At 68.6% G+C, this 17,526-nt stretch carries 15 protein-coding genes and 2 pseudogenes; 7 read left to right on the top strand and 10 right to left on the bottom strand.

Translation table 11 applies throughout. From position 1 onward, the window contains the following. Positions 1-5: 5 nt before the first annotated feature. Positions 6-773, bottom strand: coding sequence for a trehalose-phosphatase (otsB, locus tag ACXDF8_RS09130; protein WP_457222928.1), 768 nt, complete (start codon positions 771-773; stop codon positions 6-8). Between the two features lie 10 nt (positions 774-783). Then, positions 784-1,458: a cholesterol catabolism transcriptional regulator KstR gene (gene kstR, locus ACXDF8_RS09125; RefSeq protein ID WP_457222927.1), complete on the bottom strand. Its 675-nt coding sequence runs from the start codon at positions 1,456-1,458 to the stop codon at positions 784-786. A 208-nt stretch (positions 1,459-1,666) separates the two neighbouring features. Here kstR and ACXDF8_RS09120 point away from each other — a divergent pair, with 208 nt between their 5' ends. After that, positions 1,667-3,781 (top strand): acyl-CoA dehydrogenase family protein, encoded by a 2,115-nt coding sequence (locus ACXDF8_RS09120; protein ID WP_457222926.1) that lies wholly within the window; start codon positions 1,667-1,669, stop codon positions 3,779-3,781. Positions 3,782-3,813: 32 nt separating this feature from the next. Here ACXDF8_RS09120 and ACXDF8_RS09115 read toward each other — a convergent pair whose 3' ends face one another. Next, a complete protein-coding gene (locus tag ACXDF8_RS09115; RefSeq protein WP_457222925.1) occupies positions 3,814-4,881 on the bottom strand; it encodes a 2Fe-2S iron-sulfur cluster-binding protein in 1,068 nt (355 codons plus the stop codon). A 146-nt stretch (positions 4,882-5,027) separates the two neighbouring features. Between ACXDF8_RS09115 and hsaA the strand changes: the two genes are divergently transcribed. The 4 genes from hsaA to hsaB are packed head-to-tail and all read left to right on the top strand — an operon-like array spanning position 5,028 to position 8,597. Beyond that, complete coding sequence (hsaA, locus tag ACXDF8_RS09110; protein ID WP_457222924.1) at positions 5,028-6,218, top strand: 3-hydroxy-9,10-secoandrosta-1,3,5(10)-triene-9,17-dione monooxygenase oxygenase subunit; 1,191 nt, start codon at positions 5,028-5,030, stop codon at positions 6,216-6,218. A gap of 13 nt (positions 6,219-6,231) precedes the next feature. Then, entirely contained in the window at positions 6,232-7,131 is a 900-nt protein-coding gene (gene hsaD / locus ACXDF8_RS09105; protein WP_457222923.1) for a 4,5:9,10-diseco-3-hydroxy-5,9,17-trioxoandrosta-1(10),2-diene-4-oate hydrolase, read from the top strand. Continuing rightward, positions 7,128-8,027, top strand: coding sequence for an iron-dependent extradiol dioxygenase HsaC (gene hsaC / locus ACXDF8_RS09100; protein ID WP_457222922.1), 900 nt, complete (start codon positions 7,128-7,130; stop codon positions 8,025-8,027). The genes hsaD and hsaC overlap by 4 nt, the downstream gene beginning before the upstream one ends. A gap of 3 nt (positions 8,028-8,030) precedes the next feature. After that, the gene (hsaB, locus tag ACXDF8_RS09095) at positions 8,031-8,597 is read left to right on the top strand and encodes a 3-hydroxy-9,10-secoandrosta-1,3,5(10)-triene-9,17-dione monooxygenase reductase subunit (protein WP_457222921.1); all 567 of its coding nucleotides are present in this window, start codon (positions 8,031-8,033) and stop codon (positions 8,595-8,597) included. Positions 8,598-8,615: 18 nt separating this feature from the next. Here hsaB and ACXDF8_RS09090 read toward each other — a convergent pair whose 3' ends face one another. Next, positions 8,616-9,380, bottom strand: coding sequence for an alpha/beta fold hydrolase (locus tag ACXDF8_RS09090; RefSeq protein WP_457222920.1), 765 nt, complete (start codon positions 9,378-9,380; stop codon positions 8,616-8,618). A gap of 291 nt (positions 9,381-9,671) precedes the next feature. On the opposite strand from ACXDF8_RS09090, the pseudogene ACXDF8_RS09085 reads away from it, so the two are divergent. Beyond that, positions 9,672-10,364 (top strand): annotated as a pseudogene (locus ACXDF8_RS09085) (MFS transporter); the annotation flags it as partial. Continuing rightward, positions 10,346-10,679, top strand: a pseudogene (locus ACXDF8_RS09080) (SDR family oxidoreductase); the annotation flags it as partial. The pseudogenes ACXDF8_RS09085 and ACXDF8_RS09080, both read left to right, overlap by 19 nt. A gap of 121 nt (positions 10,680-10,800) precedes the next feature. Here ACXDF8_RS09080 and ACXDF8_RS09075 read toward each other — a convergent pair. From ACXDF8_RS09075 to fadD3, 6 genes are read right to left on the bottom strand one after another with little or no spacing between them, the layout of a single operon-like run. Then, the gene (locus tag ACXDF8_RS09075) at positions 10,801-11,964 is read right to left on the bottom strand and encodes a pyridoxal phosphate-dependent aminotransferase (protein ID WP_457222919.1); all 1,164 of its coding nucleotides are present in this window, start codon (positions 11,962-11,964) and stop codon (positions 10,801-10,803) included. Between the two features lie 5 nt (positions 11,965-11,969). After that, positions 11,970-12,854: a patatin-like phospholipase family protein gene (locus ACXDF8_RS09070; RefSeq protein ID WP_457222918.1), complete on the bottom strand. Its 885-nt coding sequence runs from the start codon at positions 12,852-12,854 to the stop codon at positions 11,970-11,972. A 10-nt stretch (positions 12,855-12,864) separates the two neighbouring features. Beyond that, entirely contained in the window at positions 12,865-13,824 is a 960-nt protein-coding gene (ipdE2, locus tag ACXDF8_RS09065; protein ID WP_457222917.1) for an acyl-CoA dehydrogenase IpdE2, read from the bottom strand. Beyond that, the gene (locus ACXDF8_RS09060) at positions 13,821-14,789 is read right to left on the bottom strand and encodes an acyl-CoA dehydrogenase family protein (RefSeq protein WP_457222916.1); all 969 of its coding nucleotides are present in this window, start codon (positions 14,787-14,789) and stop codon (positions 13,821-13,823) included. Before ACXDF8_RS09060 ends, ipdE2 begins: the two co-directional genes overlap by 4 nt. Continuing rightward, entirely contained in the window at positions 14,786-15,940 is a 1,155-nt protein-coding gene (locus ACXDF8_RS09055; protein ID WP_457222915.1) for an acyl-CoA dehydrogenase family protein, read from the bottom strand. The genes ACXDF8_RS09060 and ACXDF8_RS09055 overlap by 4 nt, the downstream gene beginning before the upstream one ends. Further along, on the bottom strand, positions 15,940-17,490 hold the full coding sequence (fadD3, locus tag ACXDF8_RS09050) for a 3-((3aS,4S,7aS)-7a-methyl-1,5-dioxo-octahydro-1H-inden-4-yl)propanoate--CoA ligase FadD3 (protein WP_457222914.1): 1,551 nt from the start codon (positions 17,488-17,490) through the stop codon (positions 15,940-15,942). The genes ACXDF8_RS09055 and fadD3 overlap by 1 nt, the downstream gene beginning before the upstream one ends. Positions 17,491-17,526 lie beyond the last annotated feature (36 nt).

Genomic DNA, 17,526 nt, shown 5'->3' with positions numbered 1-17,526 from the left:
GCCGGCTAGCTCCGGAAGTGCCGGCGTTCGTCGCAGACGAATTGCAGGGCCGCCGCGATGTCGTCGGGGGTCTGCACCCGGTAGGTCGCGCGGGTGTCGCCCGAACCGACCTTGACGCCGACGTCGCCGCTCTGCAACCTGGCGAACCCCTTCTCGTCGGTGACGTCGTCGCCGAAGAACACGACCACGTCGGCCTCGTCGCGCCGGCGCAGCAGCGTCAATGCTTCGCCCTTGTCGGTGTCGATCACCGCGAACTCGCGCACCGCCTTGCCCTCGGTGACGTGAACATCCCAGCCCCGCACGGCGTCCAGCGCGGTGGCCAGTGCCTGCTCGGCGTGCTCGGGGGAGGCGTTGCGGACGTGGAACGCGACGCTGACGGGCTTGGTCTCGATCGTGGTGCCCGGGTAGCGCTGCGCCAGCGCGGCCATGGTCTGTTCCAGGTCGGCGAGCAGCGCACGCGCCTTGTCGTCGACGGCGTCGAGGAAGTCGGCGTCGAATTCCGAGCCATGGCTGCCGACCAGGTGCACGCCGGCCGGGGCGCCCGACAACACCCGCAGATCGCGCAGCGCGCGCCCGGAGATCAACGCGGCGCTGGTGGCCGGCAGCGCCGCCAATTCGGCCAGCGCGGCGGCGGCAGCCGGCAGCGGACGGGCGTCGGCCGGATTGGCGACGATCGGTGCGATAGTGCCGTCGAAGTCCGAGGCCACCAGAAGTCGGCCGACCCGGGCAGCGTCGGTCAGCGCTTGGCGCAAGTCGTCTTCAAGCTCACCCACGGCACCGACCCTACGCGGGGCCGGGCTCGCCCTCGTCGCCGATGAGCAGTCGCACCGCAAGGTCGAGACGTTTGCTGACATCGGTTGCCGAGGCGCGACGCGTCAGCCACGCCAGCAGATTCGACAGCCACACGTCGGAAATCACGCGAGCGATGTGGTACTGGTCTTCGGTCGGTTCACCGTCGCTCATCGCGCGGGCGAACATGCTGTCGATGATCTTCTCCACGTGATCAACCTCACCAGCCGCGGACGCGTCGGCGAACACGTAGGCGCGCGTCATCGCCTCGGTCAGCAGCGGGTTGCGCTGCATGGCCCGGTTGAGCTTGCTCACCATGAAGTTCAGCCGCTGGAACGGTGTGCCGCCGGCGACCGCCGCGCGATCGGTCTTGCCGTCGATGCGCTCGAACTCGCGGGCCAGCGCCGAGACCAGCAGGTGCACCTTGGAGGGGAAGTACCGGTAGAGGGTGCCGACGGCGACGTCAGCACGGTCGGCGACCGCTCGCATCTGCACGGCCTCGTAGCCGCCCTTGGAGGCGATGGCCATCGTGGCGTCGAGGATGCGCTTGCGGCGTTCGCGCTGTGCTTCGGATCCGAGCTCGGATTCGGCCAGCACCGATACCGGCAGAACCTCACGTGGCTGCGACCCCGTACCGCCGGGCGATGACTTCTGCGCTGGCGATGACATGGGACGGTCAGCTCCTTCCGTGGGTGTACTGGAGGAAACGATACGCATCGCTACAGTGCGTCGCGCACCTCTCGATCCCCCACTACAGCCGTGTGTGCTGCTGCGATGCCAGTCGACTTGACGCTGGATCGCTGGCACTATTAGAACACGTTCTAGTGGGCGTGCGCGCTTTTCAGCAGCCCTTCTGTGCCAAACCTAGGAGCCAACGGTGTCTGCGACCATCACCGACGAACAGTTTGCCGCCCGCGAGCTGGTCCACAGCTGGGCGGCCTCCGCCGGTGCCCCGGCAGCGGTCCGTGACGTCGAACAAGGGGCACCGGACGCCTGGCGGCCGTTGTACCGCGGCCTAGCGGAGCTCGGGTTGTTCGGCGTCGCGGTCGCCGAGGAGGCAGGCGGGGCCGGCGGCACCGTCTCCGACCTGTGCGCGATGGTCGAGGAGGCTGCTCGGGCGCTGATCCCCGGGCCGGTGGCGACGACCGCGCTGGCCACCCTGGTCGTCTCCGATCCCGAACTGCTCGACGCGTTGGCCGCGGGCCAGACCACCGCCGGGGTGGCGCTGGTCGGGAATCTCGATGAGCACAACGGCCGGGTGTCGGGCACCGTCGACTTCGTAATGGGCGCCGACGCCGCCGGCATGCTGCTACTGCCGGTGGGCGAGAACGTCGTCCTGGTCGACGCCGCCGCCGACGGGGTGCGCCTTGAGCTGCTCGATGCCACCGATTTCTCCCGGCCGCTGGCCCGAGTGACGCTGGAGTCCGCGCCGGCGACCACGCTGGCGATCTCACGCCGCAGGTTCGAGGACCTGGCTGCCACCGTGCTGGCCGCCGAGACCGCCGGCCTGGCGCGCTGGACGCTGGACACCGCCGTCGAATACGCCAAGGTGCGCGAGCAGTTCGGCAAGCCGATCGGCAGCTTCCAGGCCATCAAGCACATGTGCGCCGAGATGCTGCTGCGCTCTCAGCAGGCCGCCGTCGCCGCGGCCGACGCCGCGGTCGCGGCATCGGGAGAGGACGACCAGCAACTCGCCGTCGCCGCCGCGATCGCCGCCGCCATCGGCATCGATTCGGCCAGTGCCAACGCCAAGGACTGCATCCAGGTCCTCGGCGGTATCGGCATCACCTGGGAGCACGACGCGCATCTGTACCTGCGCCGCGCCTACAGCATCGGCCGGTTCCTCGGCGGGCGCCCGGCGTGGCTGCGCCGGGTCGCTGCGCTGACCCAGGCCGGAGTGCGTCGTGAGCTGCATATCGACCTGGATTCGGTGGCCCATCTGCAGCCCGAGATCGCCGCGGCCGTGGCCCAGGTCGCGACCCTGCCCGCCGAGCGGCGTCAGCCCGCACTGGCGGACAGCGGCTTGCTCGCGCCGCACTGGCCCAAACCGTACGGTCGCCAGGCCTCCCCGGCCGAGCAGCTGCTCATCGACGCCGAGCTGGCCGCCGCCGGGGTGGCGCGCCCGGATCTGGTGATCGGGTGGTGGGCGGTGCCGACCATCCTCGAGGGTGGTACACCCGAGCAGATCACCCGGTTCGTGCCGGCCACCCTGCGCGGCGAGCTGATCTGGTGCCAGTTGTTCAGCGAGCCCGGCGCCGGCTCGGATTTGGCGTCGCTGCGCACTAAAGCTGTTCGGGCCGAAGGGGGTTGGAAGCTCACCGGACAGAAGGTGTGGACGTCGGCCGCGCAGAAGGCGCACTGGGGTGTCTGCCTGGCACGCACCGATCCCGAGGCGGCGAAGCACAAGGGCATCACCTACTTCCTGGTCGACATGCGCTCGCCGGGCATCGTGATCCGGCCGCTGCGGGAGATCACCGGCGACGAGCTGTTCAACGAGGTTTTCTTCGACGACGTCTTCGTGCCCGACGAGATGGTGGTCGGTCAGGTCAACGACGGCTGGCGATTGGCGCGCACCACGCTGGCCAACGAGCGGGTGGCCATGGCTCAGGGCACCGCGCTGGGCAACCCGATGGAGGAGATGCTGCGGGCGGTGGCCGCGCGCGAACTCGACACCGCGCTGCAGGACCGGATGGGGGCACTGATCCTGTCTGCGCAGGCGGGCGCCCTGCTCGATCAGCGCATCGCGCAGCTGGCGGTGAGCGGTCAGGACACCAGCGCACAAGCCAGCGCCCGCAAGCTGATCGGGGTTCGGCACCGGCAGGAGCTGGCGGAGTTCCGGATGGAACTCAGTGAATCGGGCGGGCTGGTCAGCGACGGCGCGAACGGTTTCGTGCACGACTTCCTCAACACCCGATGCCTGACCATTGCCGGCGGCACCGAGCAGATTCTGCTCACGATGGCCGGTGAACGCCTGCTCGGACTGCCGCGGTAGTCCAGTCTTGTCGTGAACGGACGCGACTTGGCCTACTCGTCGTAGGTGACCTCGACCGCGTCGGAGTCCGGCCTGGCCTGGCAGGCCAGGATCAGTCCCTCGGCGATGTCGTCGGGCTCGAGGACATCGTTGACGTCCATCCGCACCTCGCCGCTGCGCTTGACCACCGCGCACGCCCCGCAGTGCCCCTCGCGGCAGGAGAACGGCACCTCCAGACCCTTGTCCAGCAGCACGTCGAGCAGCGTCGCGCTGCGTGGCCACGACACGGTGTGGGTCTGGCCGTCGAGTTCGACGACGGCCGTCGCGGGCGCCTCGTCGCCGTCGTCGGTGATCGTCACCGCCGCGAACGGGTCGGTGTCCAGGGAACGGAACACTTCGACGTGCACCTGCTTGGCCGGCACGGACAGTGCTGACAGGGCCGCTTGGGCCGCCGCCATGAACGGGCCGGGACCGCAAATGAACGCCTGCCGGTCGGTGTAGGGGGCCATCAACTTGCTCAGCGCGGGCGCGCTCGGCAGGCCCTGCACCGATTCCAGCCAGTGCACCACCGTGAAGCGGTCGGGGTACTTGGCGGCGAGATCGCGCAGCGCCCCGGCGAAGATGACCGAACGCTCGTCGCGGTTGGCGTAGACCAAGGTGACCTGGCCACTTGCCTCCGATAAGGCCGACTTGCAGATGGCTAGCATGGGGGTGATGCCGCTGCCCGCCCCGATCAGCAGGAAGTCGTCGTCCAGGCTGGCCGGCACGAAGGTGCCCGAGGGGGCCAGCACGTGGATCTTCATGCCCTTGTGGGCGTGGTCGCACAACCAGTTCGACGCGTAGCCGTCGACGGTGCGCTTGACGGTGACGGTCAGCGCGTCGTCGGTGTGCGGCGAGCTGCACAGTGAGTAGCAGCGGGCCACCGACCCGGTGCGATCACTGGGGATGCGCAACGTCAGGAACTGGCCCGGCGCGTAGCGCAGCCGCTCGGCGGGGATGTCTGCGCCAGCAGGTACGCCGAACACCAGCGAGCGCGCGTCGGCGGTCTCCTCGACCACGTCGAGAACTTCCAGCTCGAGCACATGGCTGCCCAGTGGCTCATCCGGCGGAACCTGCGTCACCTTGCTTAGCCTTCCTTCATGCGAACTAGAACAGGTTACAGAAACGGCATTGCATACCGCTACCAGCCGCAGGCTTCCGCTGCTCGACACAAATCGTAACGTGTTCTAGTCTTGGGTTCGGTAACGCAGATTCTGGGAGGCTTGCAGTGACGTCCATTCAACAGCGTGACGCGCAGACGGTTCTAGCCGGCATCGACGAGCTGCTCCCGACGATTCGCGGGCGCGCCCAGGAGACCGAGGATCTGCGCCGCGTCCCGGACGCGACCGTTGCCGAACTCGAAGAGGTCGGATTCTTCAAGCTGGTACAGCCCGAGCAGTGGGGCGGCCTGCAGGCCGACCCGACACTGTTCTTCGAGGCGGTGCGCCGAGTGGCCAGTGCCTGCGGCTCCACCGGGTGGGCAACCGGCATCCTCGGCGTCCACAACTGGCACCTGGCCCAGTTCGAGCAGCAGGCCCAGGAGGACGTCTGGGGTGACGATCCCGCGGTGCGGATCTCCTCGTCATACGCCCCGATGGGTGCCGGTGTCGTCACCGAGGCCGGCGACGGTTACATCGTCAACGGTGCGTGGCGCTGGTCGTCCGGCTGCGATCATGCCAGCTGGACCTTCGTCGGCGGCCCGGTGATCAAGGACGGCCGTCCGGTGGACTTCGGCAGCTTCCTCATCCCGATCAGCGACTACACGATCGTCGACGACTGGTATGTGGTCGGGCTGAAGGGCACCGGCTCCAAGACGCTGGAGATCAAGGACGTCTTCGTGCCGCGCCACCGCTTCCAGTCGTTCAAGCAGATGAGCGACGGAACCGCACCCGGCCTGAAGGCCAATACCGCCCCGGTCTACAAGATGCCTTGGGGCACCATGCATCCGACCACCATCTCGACTCCGATCGTCGGCATGGCCTACGGCGCCTACGACGCGCACGTCGAGCATCAGGGCAAGCGGCTGCGCGCCGCCTATGCCGGTGAGAAGGCCAAGGACGACCCGTTCGCCAAGGTGCGCATCGCCGAGGCGGCCAGCGACATCGACGCCGCCTGGCGGCAGCTGTCGGGCAACCTCGCCGACGAGTACGCCCTGCTCTGTGCCGGCAAGGAGGTCCCGCTGGAGTTGCGCGCCAGGGCCCGTCGCGACCAGGTCCGCGCCAGCCAGCGCGCCATCTTGGCCATCGACCGGCTCTTCGAGGCCGCCGGCGCCACGGCTCTGCAGACCGAGACTGCGCTGCAACGGTTCTGGCGTGACGCGCATGCCGGCCGGGTGCACGCCGCCAACGACGCCGAGCGTGCCTACGTAATGTTCGGCAACCAGGAGTTCGGGCTGCCGCTCGGCGACACGATGGTGTAACCGGCCCACATCGATGACGTCCTTCATCCAGGAAGCCGAACAGCAGCAGGAGCTGACTCATCAGTCGACCTCACGTTACGCGGAGGTCGGTTCGGGTGAATCCGCGATGCGGCTGCACTACCACGAGGCCGGTATCGGCCACTCCCAGACTGTGGTGCTGCTGCACGGCGGGGGTCCGGGCGCGTCGAGCTGGTCCAATTTCGCCAAAAACATCCCGGTGCTGGCCAAGCACTTCCACGTGCTGGCCGTCGACCAGCCCGGCTACGGCCACTCCGACAAGCGCACCGAGCACGAGCAGTACAACCGTTACAGCGCAACGGCTCTGCTCAATCTGTTCGACCATCTGAAGATCGAGCGCGCCGCCCTGGTCGGCAACTCACTCGGTGGTGGGACCGCGGTGCGCTTCGCGCTGGACAACCCCGACCGCGCGGGGCGTCTGGTCCTGATGGGCCCTGGCGGGCTGAGCGTCAACCTGTTCGCGCCCGACCCCACCGAAGGGGTCAAGCTGCTGGGTCGGTTCACCGCCGACCCGACGCGGGAGAACATGGAGAAGTTCCTGCGCGTCATGGTCTACGACCAGAAGCTGATCACCCCGGAACTGGTCGAGGAGCGGTTCGCGATCGCCAGTACCCCCGAGTCGCTGGCTGCCGCGCGGGCGATGGGAAAGTCGTTCGCCGGAGCCGATTTCGAGCTCGGCATGATGTGGCGCGACGTGTACAAGCTGCGTCAGCGGGTACTGCTGATCTGGGGCCGCGAGGACAGGGTCAACCCGCTTGACGGAGCCCTGGTCGCGCTCAAGCAGATTCCGCGTGTACAGCTGCACGTGTTCGGACAGTGTGGACACTGGGCTCAGTTGGAGAAATTCGACGAGTTCAACAAGTTGACCGTTGATTTCCTCGGAGGTGGGGCATGACGCTGAAAGCGCTGGGCTACATGCGGATCGAGGCCACTGACATGGCGGCCTGGCGAGAGTTCGCGCTCAAAGTGCTCGGCATGGTGGAGGGCGACGGGGCCAACCCCGATGCGCTGTATCTGCGCATGGACGAGTTCGCGGCCCGGTTGGTGATCGTGCCCGGTGAAAAGGACCGGCTGCTGGTTTCCGGCTGGGAAGTCGCCGACGCCGCGGCGCTGCAGAGCCTGCGCGAGAGCTTGGCCAAGGCGGGCGTCGACTTCGCCGAGGGCACCCGTGAGGACAAGTCCGAACGGCGCGTCGAGGGACTCATCCGTTTCTCCGACCCGGCCGGCAACGTGCTGGAGGCGTTCCACGGGGCGCAGTATCTGGGCCGCCGGTTCGTCAGCCCGTACGGCCACAAGTTCGTGACCGGCGAACAGGGCCTGGGCCACGTCGTGCTCACCTGCGACGATGACGCTGCGGCACAGGCGTTTTACCAGGACGTGCTGGGCTTCCGGTTGCGCGATTCGATGAGCCTGCCCCCGCAGATTGCGGGACGCCCGGCCGACGGCGACCCGGTCTGGCTGCGGTTCTACGGCTGCAACCCGCGCCACCACGCGCTGGCCTTCATGCCGATGCCGAACCCGACCGGCATCGTGCACCTAATGGTCGAAGTGGAGAACTCCGACGACGTCGGCCTCTGTCTGGACCGCGCATACCGCCGCAAGGTCAAGATGTCGGCGACGCTGGGCCGGCACACCAACGACAAGATGCTGTCGTTCTATATGAAGACTCCCGGTGGCTTCGATATCGAATTCGGTTGTGAGGGTTTGCAGGTCGAGGACAACGGCTGGGTTGCGCGGGAGAGCACCGCGGTCAGTCTGTGGGGCCACGACTTCTCCGTCGGATTCAAGTAGCCGATGGCTGCCGCGGAGATCGACCCCCGCACGTTCCGCCACGTGCTGGGCCAGTTCTGCACGGGGATCACCATCATCACCACCGTGCACGACGAAGTGCCGGTCGGCTTCGCCTGCCAGTCGTTCGCGGCGCTGTCGCTCGACCCGCCGCTGGTGTTGTTCTGCCCCACCAAGGTGTCGCGGTCGTGGCAGGCGATCGAGGCCAGCGGCAAGTTCTGTGTCAACGTGCTGACCGAACAGCAGCGCGAGGTATGCGCCCGATTCGGTTCCAGGGAACCCGACAAGTTCGCCGGCGTCGAATGGACCCTCTCGCCGCTGGGTTCTCCTGTGCTGGACGGATCGCTGGCCCATATCGACTGCACGGTGGCCTCGGTGCACGACGGCGGCGACCACTTCGTGGTTTTCGGTGCGGTGCAATCCCTTTCGGAAGTGCCGAAGGTCAAGCCGCGCCCGCTGCTGTTCTATCGGGGTGAGTACACCGGTATCGAGCCGGACAAGAACACCCCAGCCCAGTGGCGCGACGACCTCGAGGCGTTCCTGACGACCACCACTACCGACACCTGGCTGTAGCCGGCTCGCTCGGCAGCGTTACGTCACATCGTCGACGTAGCCGACGATCGCCGCCGCGACCTCGCGGTGCGCCGTCTCATTGAGGATGTCGTGGTGCGCGCCGGCGAACTCCAGCAACCGCAACGCCTCGATCTCGTCGGCGTAGGCCCGCAGCGCACTCACGGGTGCGATCGGGTCGAGCTCGCCGTGAATGGCCAGCGTGGGCACGGTCAGCTTCGGTAACTCAGCACCGAAGTGGTCCCACGCGCGGTCGAGCTCGCGGGTCAGCGACGTCGCGTCGGAGTCGACGAACGCCAGCGGATCGTTCTCCATGGCGTCCAGATAGAACGGGTCGCCAGAAAGCCAGCTCGGGTCGAGGTCGACCGAGTCCCCGCCGAGAAGCTCGGGCACCGGAACCAAGGGCGCGCCCGAAACCACCGCCGCCGCATATCGTTCGGGGTTGGCCAGCAGCCGGAACAGGGTGACCACCGCTCCGAAGGAATGGCCCTGTGCGATCAGGGGTATATCCGGTGTCGCCTGCTCGGCCAGCTCGGTCAGTGTGTCTGCCAGTGCCGAGCTGTCCTCGATCCTGCCGAAATCCCCGCGCTCGCCCGGCGACAGCCCGTGACCGAACTGGTCGACGGCCCACAGGTCGATGTCGGCGGCGTTGAGCGAGAATCCCAATCGGTGGTAAACCCCGGTGTGCTCGCCGAAGCCGTGCAAGAAGATGACGGCGGCTCGCGGCCGGGGCGCGGCCCAGTGCCGGTAATAGGCGCGGCCGCGGTCGTGGTCGATGAAGGGCATGCGATGAGCCCACCAGCTCCCGCGCTCCACCGCAATATTTAGGCTCAGCGCGCGCCGGTTCCGGCGAGCTGCCTCGACCTTCCGCCGGGAGACGGAACCCCACGTCGCAATCTGCATTCTCGCAGACCGATCCTGCGCATTTCGGCATTGCGCCCCGGCGTGACGTGCGCCAATACTCAGTTGGGTGTGGCCGCCATCACAGGTGGGCAGTCGAGGGGCACTAGATGCCGAGGAGGGGGCAGCGATGAGCGTGACGAACGTGGCAAGCGGGCTGCGCCGGGTCGTCGTGGCCTAGATGCGATCCTCGCCGCGTTCATCACTTACGCGGTCGGATTCGCGGCACGCCCGCTGGGTGGCGTGGTGTTCGGCCATTTCGGCGACAAGCACGGACGAAAGAAACTGCTGCAGTTCAGCCTGGTGCTGGTGGGCGTCTCGACCTCCCTGATGGGCTGCCTGCCGACGTTCGGTCAGATCGGCTACTGGGCGCCCGCGTTGTTGGTCGTGCTGCGCTTCATCCAGGGGTTCGCGGTCGGTGGCGAGTGGGGTGGCGCGGTGCTGCTGGTCGCCGAGCACAGTCCCAACCGCGATCGCGGATTCTGGGCGAGCTGGCCTCAGGCCGGAGTCCCGGTGGGCAACATGCTCGCGACGGTGGTGCTGCTGACGCTGACCGGGACGCTGACCGAGGCCGCGTTCCTGTCGTGGGGCTGGCGGGTGGCGTTCTGGCTCTCGGCGGTCGTGGTGCTCGTTGGGTACTACGTGCGGACCAAGGTCACCGATGCACCGATCTTCGTCGAGGCGCAGCGGGAGGCCGAACAGGTCAAGGCCACCTCCTACGGACTATTCGAGGTGCTGAAGCGTTATCCGCGTGGAGTTTTCACCGCGATGGGCCTTCGGGTCGCGGAGAACATCATGTACTACCTGGTGGTCACCTTCTCCATCACTTACCTCAAGGTTCAGGTGCACGCCGATACCAGATGCTGCTTGCGCTCATGGCCGAAGCGCCGTTCCTGTTGATCCGTGCCGCGCTGCCCCGGATGTACGCACGGGGTGACCAGCAACTGTGTGAATCCCGGTTATGTGCGAACGCCGTTGGTCAGCAAGCAGATTACCGATCAGGCGCGCGCCCACGGCATCGGCGAGCAGGACGTCGTCGAGAAGATCCTGCTCAGCGAGAGCGCGATCAAGCGACTGGTCGAGCCCGAAGAAGTCGCCAGCCTGGTGGCCTGGCTGGCCTCACCCGCCGCGGCGATGGTGACGGGCGCGTCCTACACCATGGACGGCGGGTGGAGCGCCCGCTGAGCCGCAGTTCACTGTGCGTTGGCGGCTTCGAGTGTGCGTCCTGGGTTGTCGGTCTCCTGAAATGCTGCCGTGGGCGCACAGTCGACGCCATGGACGCACAGTCGATGCTGATCCCGAAGGCTCAGGCGCCCAGCCACGGGCCGAGCCGGTGCAGCGCTTCGTCGATGTCACCGGCAGGCCCCGCGAAAGACAGTCGCACGAACGATCCGCCGTGCACGGTGTCGAAGTCGATGCCGGGCGCGATCGCCAATCCCGTGTCCGCGAGCAGCTTCTCGCAGAACGACAACGAGTCCGAGGTGAAGTCGGACACGTCGGCGTAGACGTAGAACGCGCCGTCGGTGGGGGCTAGCCGGGTGATGCCGAGCTGGCGCAGACCGCTCAGCAGCGTCTCCCGGTTGGCGGTGTACTGGTGCAGGTGACCCTGCGCCTCGGCGACGGCCTCTGGGGTGAACGCCGCCACCGCTGCATACTGCGGCAACACCGGCGGGCAGATGGTGAAGTTACCGGTCAGGCGGTCCACCGCCCGGCGCAGCTTGCGGGGCACCAGTAGCCAGCCCAGCCGCCAGCCCGTCATCGCGAAGTATTTCGAAAAGCTGTTCGCTACAACGGCATTGCGAGACGTCTGCCACGCGCACGACGTCTCCGGCGCGCCCGGGTAGACCAGACCGTGGTACACCTCGTCGCTGATCAGCCTGGCCCCGGTCTCGTCGCACCACGACGCGATCGCCGCGAGCTCGTCGGCTCCGATCACTGTGCCGGTCGGGTTGGCCGGGCTGGCCACGATCACGCCCTGCACCGGCGGGTCCAGTTCGGCGAGCATCTGCACGGTCGGCTGGAATCGGGTCTGTGGCCCGCACGCGAGCTCCACCACCTCACAGCCCAGCGCCGAGAGGATGTTGCGATAGCAGGGATAGCCGGGGCTGGCGATCGCCACCCGGTCGCCGGGGTCGAAGCAGGCCAGGAAGGCCAGCAGGAAACCGCCCGACGAGCCGGTGGTCACCACCACGTCGTCGGCGTCGACGGCCAGGCCGTACCGGTCGGCATAGGAGGTGGCGATCGCCTCGCGCAGCTCCGGGATGCCCAGGGCGACGGTGTAGCCCAGCTGATTGGCTTCCAGCGCCGCCGCCGCGGCCGCCCGCACCGGCTCGGGGGCACCGACACTGGGCTGCCCGGCCGAGAGGTTCACCAGATCGCCGTGGATGCGCTGTCGCTCGGCGGCGGCCAGCCACACGTCCATCACGTAGAACGGTGGGATTCCAGCCCGCGCCGCGACACGATCGTTCACCGGGGTCACGCTAGAGCACCTTTCTCCGGCGGCCGCTGGCGGTAGAGCCCGGGCCCGTCGACCCGAAGCTCCTCGAGGAACTGTCGCGCCGCCAGGTAGGCGTCTTCGATCAGCTCGGCGGTGTGGCTGAAGTCCAGCGGCGAGACCAGCCGGGGCGCCGGTCCGGGCAGGTATACCACCGGAATGCTCTCCCCCACCAGCGTCGCCTCGGACACCGACTGCGAGTGCATGGTTACCAGCGCGGTGTACAGGAGGATGTCGGCGATGGTGTCGGTCGAACTCGGCAGCTGGCCGGGGAAGAAGCAGTCCAGCACCACTAGCGAGCGGGCGCCCATCGCGACGGCCTGGCGCATCGGGACGTTGGCCACCACCCCGCCGTCGTAGAGGCGCAGGCCGCCGAGGTCGACGGGTGGGTAGATGCCGGGAATGGCAGCGCTGGCCAGCAGCGCCGGCAGCAGCGGACCCTCCCGCAGCACGTGCGGCTGCGCGGTGGCGACGTCGACGGTGACGGCGGCGAACGGCAGGACCAGATCGGCGAAGTCCGTCGTCGGACCCAGGAAATCGGCGATGACGGCGGCCAGCCCCGTGTTGGGGAACAGGTGGGTCTTGACCCGCTGCAACATCAGCGCCTGCGCGACCAGCCCGCCGGGGAATACCTTCTCCCGGGTCATCCGCGCCCAGGCGTGAGAGAGCCGGTTGGCAGCTCCGAGTGGGTCCGAGGCGAGCACCGCCCCGTTGATCGACCCCACCGAAGTGCCGGCGACCAGGTCGGGACCCAGGTCGCGCTCGCTGAGCGCCTGCAACATGCCGACCTGGACCGCGCCGAGGCTGCCACCCCCACCGAGCACATAACCAATCGGACGGGGCAGGTCGAGCGAGCTGGCCTTCACCGAACTCAGGTTAGAACACCTCGGTTTCGAGCCGGCGCAGTTGGTCGCGCGGCGGCCCGAACAGCTGGGCGCTGGCGTGCGCGCGCTTGAAGTACAGCTGGATGTCGTGCTCCCAGGTGATCGCGATGCCGCCGTGCATCTGGACGGCCTCGCCGGCGACCTTGCTGAACGCCTCGCTGGCCGCCAGCCGGGCCATCGCCGCGGCCGTCGGGCCGGGCTGGGCGACGGCGTCACCGACCAGGGTGCGTGCGGACTGCACGGCGACGTACAGGTCGGCCATCCGGTGCTTGAGCGCCTGGAAGCTGCCGATCGGACGGCCGAACTGCACCCGGTCCTTGGTGTAGTCGACGGTCAGTTCCAGGCAGCGGGTGGCGGCGCCGATCTGTTCGGCGGCGAGCAGGATCGCCGCGAGGTCGGCCAACCCGGGATCGGTGCCGATCACCGCGGTCGTCCCGGCGGTCAGACGCGCCAGCCGGCGGGTCGGGTCCATCGTCGGGACCGCCTCGGCGGTGACGTCGGTCCAGCGGGTCAGCGCGCCGTTCTCGCAGCCGACCACCACGTCGGCGATGTCACCGTTGACCACGTAGCCGGGGTCGAACACCACCGCGCCGATCACCGCTCCGGTGGCGAGCTGCTCGAGGATGCCGGTGTCGGGGTCGTCTCCAGTTTCGACGGCGGCCAGCAGTGCCAGCTCGGCCAGCGTGGTGCCGAGCAGCGGCGTGGGTACCAGGGCGCGGCCCAGCTCTTCGAGAACAGCTGCGGCATCGGCCAATTCGCCGCCGGCCCCGCCGAGGTCCTCGGGGACGACGAGGGCGGCCACCCCGACCTGTTCGCACAGCATGGTCCACAACGCCTCGTCATACCCGCATGGGGACTGCATCGCCGCGCGCACCGCCGCCGCCGACGCGTGCTTGTCGACCAGCGCGGAAACGGTGTCGCGCAGCATCTGCCGTTCGTCGAGGGAGGTCATGCCAGTGCCTCCAGCACGCGTCGCCGGTGTGTGGTCGGGTCGCCCCACGCGGAGTGCAGCGCTTGGACCCGCAGCAGCCACAGCGACAGGTCGTGCTCGGAGGTGAACCCGATGGCGCCGTGGGTCTGCAGCGATGACCGCGCGGCCAGCAGGGCCGCGTCGGAGGCGGCGGCCTTGGCGGCACTGACGTCACGCGCGATGTCCGGCGAGCCGTCAGCCAGCGACAGCGCCGCCCCGTAGACCAGCGGGCGGGCCAGCTCGACGGCGATGTGGACGTCGGCGAGCTTGTGCTTGATGGCCTGATAGCTGCCGATGACGCGGCCGAACTGGCTGCGCTGCTTGGCGTAGTCGACCGACATGTCCAGCATGGCCTGGCCCGCGCCGACCAGTTGCGCCGCGGTGGCCAGTGCGCCGAACTCGAAGGCCCGCTCGACGTCGGCCGGGCGGGTGTCCCCGCTGGCCGTGATGTCGAAGAGCGTGCGGGTGGGGTCGACGGATTCGTGGCCGGCCCCGGCGGTGGCGTCGCCGACCTGGCCGTCGCGGGCCAGCAGCGTCACACCGGCGAAGTCGGCACTCACCGCGCGCGGCACCGACGGCGGCAGGGCCACCGTCGCGATCAGCTCCCCGGAGGCCAGGGCGGCCGACCGCTCCGCCCCGTGGTCCTCTCCGGCGAGCAGAACCGGTGCCACCGCGATGGATTCGGTCAACGGGCCTGGCACGCACCAGCGCCCGAGGCGCTCCATCGCGACCACCAGGTCGATCGGGTGGGCGCCGATCCCGTCGTACTGCTCCGGCACCACCAGCGCCGTGACGCCCAGGTCGGTCAGCGTCGACCAGATCTTGCGTCCGAGTGCGGTGTCGCCCTGTGCCCAGGCGCGGACGGCGGCGGGGACGTCCGCGGCGCTCAACGCGGCGTCGATACTGGCCGCGAAGTCGCGCTGCTGTTCGTCGAGTGCGAATCTCATTTGCTCTTCCCGGCGTTCGCGGACGGTTCTCTGGGCAGTCCGAGCAGCCGCTCGGCGATGATGTTGCGCTGAATCTCGTTGGTGCCGGCGTAGATCGGACCGCCGAGGGCGAACAGCAGGCCGTCGTTCCAGGAGTCGGCGAGCTCGGCATCCGCGCCGCGCAGCTCCAAGGCGGTCTGGTGCAGTGCCACGTCGAGATCCGACCAGAACACCTTGGTCACCGACGACTCCGCACCGAGCTCGCCGCCAGCGGCCACCCGGGTCACCGTGCCGAAGGTGTGCAGCCGATAGGCCTGGGCCTTAATCCAGGCGTCGGCCACCCGGTCGGCGAAGGCCGGATCCGCACCCCGGTTCCGCCACTCGGTGGCGAGCCGTTCGGCCGGCGCCAGAAATCGGGCCGGGCTGCGCAGCGACATGCCGCGTTCGTTGCTGGTCGTGCTCATCGCGGCCCGCCAGCCTTCGTGCACGCTGCCGATGACGTCGTTGTCGGGGACGAACACGTTGTCGCAGAACACCTCTCCAAAGCCGGTGTCGCCGCCCAGTTGGGCGATCGGCCGCACTGTCACCCCGGGTGCCTTGAGGTCGAACATGAAGTAGGTCAGGCCGCGGTGGCGCTCGGCGGTGGGGTCGGAGCGGAACAGGCCGAAGGCGCGGTCGCCGAACGGTGCCCGGCTGCTCCAGATCTTCTGGCCGTTGAGCAGCCAGCCGCCGTCGGTCTGGGTGGCCGTCGAACGCAGCGACGCCAGGTCGCTACCGGACTCCGGTTCCGACCACGCCTGGGCCCAGATCTCCTCGCCGCTGGCCATTTTCGGTAGGACACGGTCGAGCTGTTCTTCGGTTCCGTGCGCGAACAGGGTGGGCGCCAGCATCGACGTGCCGTTGGCGCTGGCCCGCCCCGGCGCGCCGGCCCGGAAGTACTCCTCTTCGTAGACCACCCACTGCAGCAGACTCGCGTCGCGGCCGCCGTAGCGCTCCGGCCAGGTGATCACCGACAGGCCGGAGTCGAACAGCACGCGGTCCCAATGCCGGTGCTGGGCGAACCCCTCTGCGGTGTCGTAGGACTTCGTCGGGAACGAGTCCTTGTTGTCCGCCAGGAAGGTCCGCACTTCCTCGCGGAAGGCTTCGGTGGCGTCGTCGTAACTGAGATCCATCAAACCATCTCTCGCAGTGTGGGTTTGACTACTTTCCCGCCAGGGTTGCGCGGCAGGGTTGCCACGAAGACCACCGAGCGGGGTGTCTTGAAGTTGGCCAGGTGCTGTCGGGTGTAGTCGATGACCGCCTGCTCGTCGAGGTCGCTGTCGGGGCGGCGCACGATGAACGCCTTGCCGACCTCGCCGAGGCGCTCGTCGGGCACGCCGATGACGGCGGCGTCGGCGACACCGTCCAGGCGGGCCAGCACCTGTTCGATCTCGGCGGGGTAGACGTTGAAGCCACCGCAGATGTACATGTCCTTGAGCCGGTCGGTGATGCGCAGGTTGCCTGCCTCGTCCACGGTGCCGACGTCACCGGTGTGCAGCCAGCCGTCGGCGTCGATCGCCGCATCGGTGGCCGCCGGATCGTCGAGGTAGCCGAGCATCACGTTGGGCCCACGCAGCAGCACCTCGCCGGCGCCGCCGGAATCGGGCGAGTCGATCCGCAGCTCGAAGTCGGCGATCGGCCGCCCGCAGGTGGTCGCCACCGTGACCGCGTCGTCGTCGGCCCGACACATGGTGCCGAAACCGCTTGCCTCCGTCAGGCCGTAGGCCGTGAGCACGATGTCGAAGTCGAGCTCGGCCTGCATCCGCTCGATGAGCACCACCGGGACCGTTGCCGCGCCGGTGACCGCGAACCGCAGCGAACTCAGGTCGTAGTCGGCGCGGGCGGGGTGATCCAGCAGGGTCTGGAAGATCGTCGGCGGGCCGGGCAGCACGGTGATGCGCTGTTCGGCGACCACCCGCATCGCCTGCTCGGGGTCGAAGGTCAGTTGCGGGAGCAGGGTTGCGCCGGTCTGCAGGCAGGCGAGAATGCCGGCCTTGTAGCCGAAATTGTGGAAGAACGGGTTGATGCACAGGTAACGGTCGGCGCTGGTGAGCTCGCCGCACGCCGCCCACGCGGCCGGGGCGTCCAGCGACTGCCGGTGCGCGCACAGCACGCCTTTGCTGCGCCCGGTGGTGCCCGAGGTGAACAGGATGTCGGAGACGTCGTCGGGGCGCACCGCCGCGGCGCGGGCGTCGACCTCGGACAGCGGTGCCCGCGGCCCAGCCAGGAAGTCGTCCCAGCTGTCGGCCGGGCCGGTGTCGTCGGCGTCGACCGGGATGCGGACGATGTGGCGCAGGGCGGGCAGCGCGGCACGGTCGAGGTCGGCGACGCGGTCGGCGCCCAGGAAGCGGCCCATCCCGAACAGTAGCGGCGCCTCGGTGCGGGCCAGGATGTCGGTGGCCTCGGCAGCGGTGTAGCGGGTGTTCAGCGGCACCATCACCGCACCCGCGTAATGCGTGGCCAGGCAGGCGATCACCCAATGCCAGGTGTTGGGCGACCAGATGGCGACGCGGTCACCGGCGGCCACCCCGAACCCGATCATCGCCGCGGCTGTGCGGCGTACCTCGTCACGCAGTTCGGCGAAGGTGAAGCTGCGCTCGGCGGTGACCACTGCCTGATGGTCGGCGTACTCGACGGCCATCCGGTCCAACACCGCCGGTGTTGTTCTCGGCTGGCTCGTCATCGAGGCTCCTCTGGAAGTGTCAGACGGGCGGACATC

Source organism: Mycolicibacterium sp. CBM1 (assembly GCF_054073305.1).
The sequence above is the reverse complement of the archived record's forward strand: the minus strand, read 5'-3'. Positions and strand labels throughout refer to the sequence as shown.